This is a genomic window from Bradyrhizobium sp., assembly GCF_049581145.1.
Classification (GTDB): domain Bacteria; phylum Pseudomonadota; class Alphaproteobacteria; order Rhizobiales; family Xanthobacteraceae; genus Bradyrhizobium.
Map to the genome: position 1 here is coordinate 1 of NZ_JBAURI010001006.1, position 3,827 is coordinate 3,827.

General features: G+C 63.1%; 5 protein-coding genes. 4 read left to right on the forward strand and 1 reads right to left on the reverse strand.

The window, feature by feature from the left end; all coding sequences use genetic code 11:
• On the forward strand, nucleotides 1–200 hold a 200-nt coding region (locus WCB02_RS32665), incomplete at its 5' end, for a hypothetical protein (RefSeq protein ID WP_423964835.1).
• 83 nt (nucleotides 201–283) lie between these two features.
• On the opposite strand, the gene WCB02_RS32670 is transcribed toward WCB02_RS32665, so the two are convergent.
• Nucleotides 284–1,177 carry a LysR substrate-binding domain-containing protein gene (locus WCB02_RS32670; RefSeq protein ID WP_423964844.1) on the reverse strand — a complete coding sequence of 298 codons (894 nt, stop codon included), beginning with the start codon at nucleotides 1,175–1,177 and terminating at the stop codon, nucleotides 284–286.
• A 108-nt stretch (nucleotides 1,178–1,285) separates the two neighbouring features.
• Between WCB02_RS32670 and WCB02_RS32675 the strand changes: the two genes are divergently transcribed.
• The 3 genes from WCB02_RS32675 to WCB02_RS32685 form a co-directional block, all read left to right on the forward strand.
• On the forward strand, nucleotides 1,286–2,035 hold the full coding sequence (locus WCB02_RS32675) for an SDR family NAD(P)-dependent oxidoreductase (protein WP_423964837.1): 750 nt from the start codon (nucleotides 1,286–1,288) through the stop codon (nucleotides 2,033–2,035).
• A 20-nt stretch (nucleotides 2,036–2,055) separates the two neighbouring features.
• The gene (locus WCB02_RS32680; RefSeq protein WP_423964839.1) at nucleotides 2,056–2,904 is read left to right on the forward strand and encodes a transketolase; all 849 of its coding nucleotides are present in this window, start codon (nucleotides 2,056–2,058) and stop codon (nucleotides 2,902–2,904) included.
• The coding region (locus WCB02_RS32685) for a transketolase family protein (protein ID WP_423964841.1) at nucleotides 2,901–3,827 on the forward strand (927 nt) is incomplete at its 3' end. The genes WCB02_RS32680 and WCB02_RS32685, both read left to right, overlap by 4 nt.

Here is a 3,827-nt window from a genome sequence, read left to right on the forward strand (position 1 = left end):
TAGCAAAAGCTGGTAGCCGTGCCCCGACATCCATTGGGCGTGCGGTACGGTTTGCGTCGAGCATCTGCAGAAAGGTAACGGTCGTGCTCCTGATGGGCTTTCGCCAGTTGATGCGCGGCCAGGAAAAGGCTCGCGGCGAATGGAGCCTCGTAACCATGGCATGGAACGTCAAGCGCATGTTCACCCTGCTGGTCGCCTGAGAGCGGGCCCAGCCGGGCACGACCCAAAGGCCGGCTCATCCCTGTACCCTCAGTCCGACAGGCTGCTAGACGTCGGCGACCCGCTAAGATTTTCGGCCACTTTCGGCTAACCCCATTTCGTTGGTGATCCATCCGGTGAAGGTACGCACCGAGCGTCGATGCTTGGCTTGCGGCGGACAGACGAGATAATGCCCAACGTAGGACGGATCGTTTGCACGTCCGACCAGAGGCGCTACCAGTTTGCCACTCGAAAGCTCGCGTTCGGCAAGTCTCGTGGACTCAAGAGTCACGCCGAGACCGTCGACGGCCGCGGCAATCGCCATAAAGCTGCGATCGAACCGGAACCCGCCAGGACTCGGTGCAGAGAGACCGTTTGCTGCGAACCAGGCATTCCAGCGAACGCGCTTCTGTTCACTTTCGATCAGCGGAAGCTTCAGCAGGTCAGCAGCCTCTCGGATAGCACCAGCAAGCGAGGGCGCGCACATCGGACGAACGATTTCCTCGCCGAGCGGCAAGACGGCCATGCCTTCCTGCCGCGGCGGTCCGTAGCAGATGTCGATGTCGAACTCATCGTTGCGAAAGTGAGGGTAGTCGGTTCCGGCCGCCAGCCTGACTTCCAGTTCTGGATGCTGTTCGATCAGTCCTCTCAGCCGCGGCATCAGCCATTGCGCGGCCAGGCTTGGCGCACAATGAATTCGCAGAAGGTTCGACGAGCGCGTGCTGGCAACCTCGAGCCCGTTCCTGAGTTCATCGAAGGCGCCGGATACGCGCCGCAGCAGCTCTTCCCCCGCCTGATTGACCTGCATCCTGCGTCCGTCGCGCTCGAACAGCGTCGTCCCGATCTGCTCTTCGAAGTCGCGGATGGCGTGGCTGACGGCGCTTGGCGTCAACCCGAGTTCGCTCGCGGCCGCCCGGAAAGATCCGGTGCGTGCGGCCGCCTCGAAAGCCCGGAGGGCGCGAAGGGGTAATGGGACCATACGATAGGTGAACACGATTCACCTATCGGTGCAAATTTGGCGTATTTTCGTGCCGTCGGACCCGAACCATATTCCGCGCCAATCGAAACAAAGGTTTCCGGAGGGAATATGCTGCTGAAGGGCAAAACTGCGATCATTTCCGGGGCGGCCGGCGCGCGTGGAATTGGCTTCGCAACGGCGAAGACGTTCGCGGAGCAGGGCGCGCGGGTCGCGATCCTCGATCTCGACGGCGCCGGCGCGGCAAGGGCCGCTACCGAACTCGGCAGCGGCCATCTCGGTATTGCCTGCAATGTCACCAACAAGGCCGACTGCGAGCGCGCGGTGTCAGAGGTGCTGAGCGCCTTCGGCAAGGTCGACATACTCATCAACAATGCCGGCATCACCCAGCCCGTCAAGGTCTGGGATATCATCCCGCAGGACTGGGACCGTATCCAGGACGTCAATCTGCGCGGCGTGCTCTATCTCTCGCAGGCGGTGATGCCGCACATGCGCGCGCAGAAGGCCGGCTCGATCGCCTGCATGTCGTCGGTGTCCGCGCAGCGCGGCGGCGGTATTCTCGGCGGCGCACACTATTCAGCCGCCAAGGCCGGTGTGCTGGGCCTCGCCAAGGCGATGGCCCGCGAACTCGGTCCCGACAACATCCGGGTCAACTGTGTCGCCCCCGGCCTGATCGTCACCGACATCAACATCGGCAAGATCGCCCCCGAGAAAGAGACGGAGATTCTCGCCGGCATTCCGCTCGGCCGTCTCGGCCAGCCGCAGGACGTCGCGAAAATCTTCCTGTTCCTGGCCTCCGACCTGTCGGGCTACACCACCGGCGCCGTGATCGACGTGAACGGCGGAATGCACATCCATTGATCACGGGCGAGGGACGAGCCATGGCCAGAATCGGATTGCGACCCAACGAACCCGCGCTTGCGGAACGCGCATACCGCATCCGCCGCAATGCCGTTCGCATGGGTGAAGTTCAGGGGCAGGGCTACATCGCCCAGGCGCTCGATATCGCCGACGTGCTGGCCGTCGCCTACTTCCACGCCATGCGCTACCATCCGGAAGAACCGGCCTGGGAGGGCCGCGACCGCTTTCTACTGTCAAACGGCCATTATGCCATCGCGCTGTATGGCGCGCTGATCGAGGCCGGAATCATTCCGGAAGCCGAACTCGAGAGCTACGGATTCGACGAGAGCCGGCTTCCGATGTCGGGCATGGCATCCTATACCCCGGGCATGGAGATGTCGGGCGGATCACTGGGGCTTGGGCTCAGCATCGCCGTCGGCAGATGCCTGGGTCTCAAGCGCAAGGGCTCGGACAGCCGTGTCTATGCGCTGTTCTCCGATGGCGAACTCGACGAGGGTTCGACATGGGAGGCAATGATGTCGGCGGCGCATTACCAACTCGACAATCTCATTGCCGTCGTTGACGTCAACAATCAGCAGGCCGACGGGCCTTCCAGGCAGATGATGAGTTTTGAGCCGCTGGCCGACAAGATTCGGGCGTTCGGCTGGTTCGTGCAGCGGATCGACGGCAACGACCTCGATGCCGTGGTGGCAGCGTTCGACGCCGCCAAGACCCATGAGGGCGCCAAGCCGCGGATGATCATCGCGGATACGCTGATGGGCAAGGGGGTGCCGTTCCTGGAAGCCCGCGAGCGCAATCACTTCATGCGCGTCGACCCGGACGAGTGGCAGCTTGCGCTGCGGGCGCTGGAAGAAGGACGCCGGCCATGAAGCCGACCACCGACACCGCGGCGACCGCTGCGAAGCCCCGTCTCACGACGTCGGCCATGATCGCCTCGATCGCCTCTGAGGGGGAGCGGACGAAATCGGCGCCGTTCGGCAATGCGCTGATTGAACTCGCACGCGAGCGGCACGACATCGTCGGCATGACCGCCGACCTCGGCAAGTATACCGACCTGCATGTCTTCGCGAAGGAATATCCCGACCGCTATTATCAGATGGGGATGGCTGAACAGTTGTTGTTCGGCGCGGCATCGGGCCTCGCCGCCGAAGGATTTACGCCGTTCGTCACGACCTACGCGGTTTTTGCGGCTCGCCGCGCCTATGATTTCATCCACCAGACGATCGCGGAAGAGCATCGCAACGTCAAGATCGCCTGTGCGCTGCCCGGCCTCACCTCGGGTTACGGACCGAGCCATCAGGCAGCGGAGGATCTGGCGCTGTTTCGTGCCATGCCGAACATGACCGTGATCGATCCCTGCGATGCCTGCGAGATCGAGCAGGTGGTGCCGGCGATGGCGAACCACCAGGGTCCGGTCTACATGCGCCTGCTGCGCGGGCACGTGCCGCTGGTGCTCGACGAGTACGATTACAAGTTCGAGCTTGGCAAAGCCAGGTTCCTGCGAGACGGGGCGGACGTGCTTTTCGTTTCTTCCGGATTGCTGACGATGCGCGCCCTGGAGGCTGCCAAGCGGCTTGAGGCTGATAAAATCCATGCGGCCGTCCTGCATGTGCCGACCATCAAACCGCTTGATACTCGCACGATCGTGGAGGCCTGCCGCAAGCCCGGGCGCCCTGTCGTCGTTGCGGAGAACCATACCGTGATCGGCGGACTGGGCGAAGCTGTCGCCGCCGCCCTGATGCTCGCGGGGGTTCATCCCGCCTTCCATCAGATTGGCCTTCCCGACGAGTTC

Bases quoted from the DNA above. Each gene is read 5' to 3' on its own strand.
- WCB02_RS32670 (WP_423964844.1), bottom strand. From the start codon at position 1,177: ATGGTCCCATTACCCCTTCGCGCCCTCCGGGCTTTCGAGGCGGCCGCA.
- WCB02_RS32675 (WP_423964837.1), top strand. From the start codon at position 1,286: ATGCTGCTGAAGGGCAAAACTGCGATCATTTCCGGGGCGGCCGGCGCG.
- WCB02_RS32680 (WP_423964839.1), top strand. From the start codon at position 2,056: ATGGCCAGAATCGGATTGCGACCCAACGAACCCGCGCTTGCGGAACGC.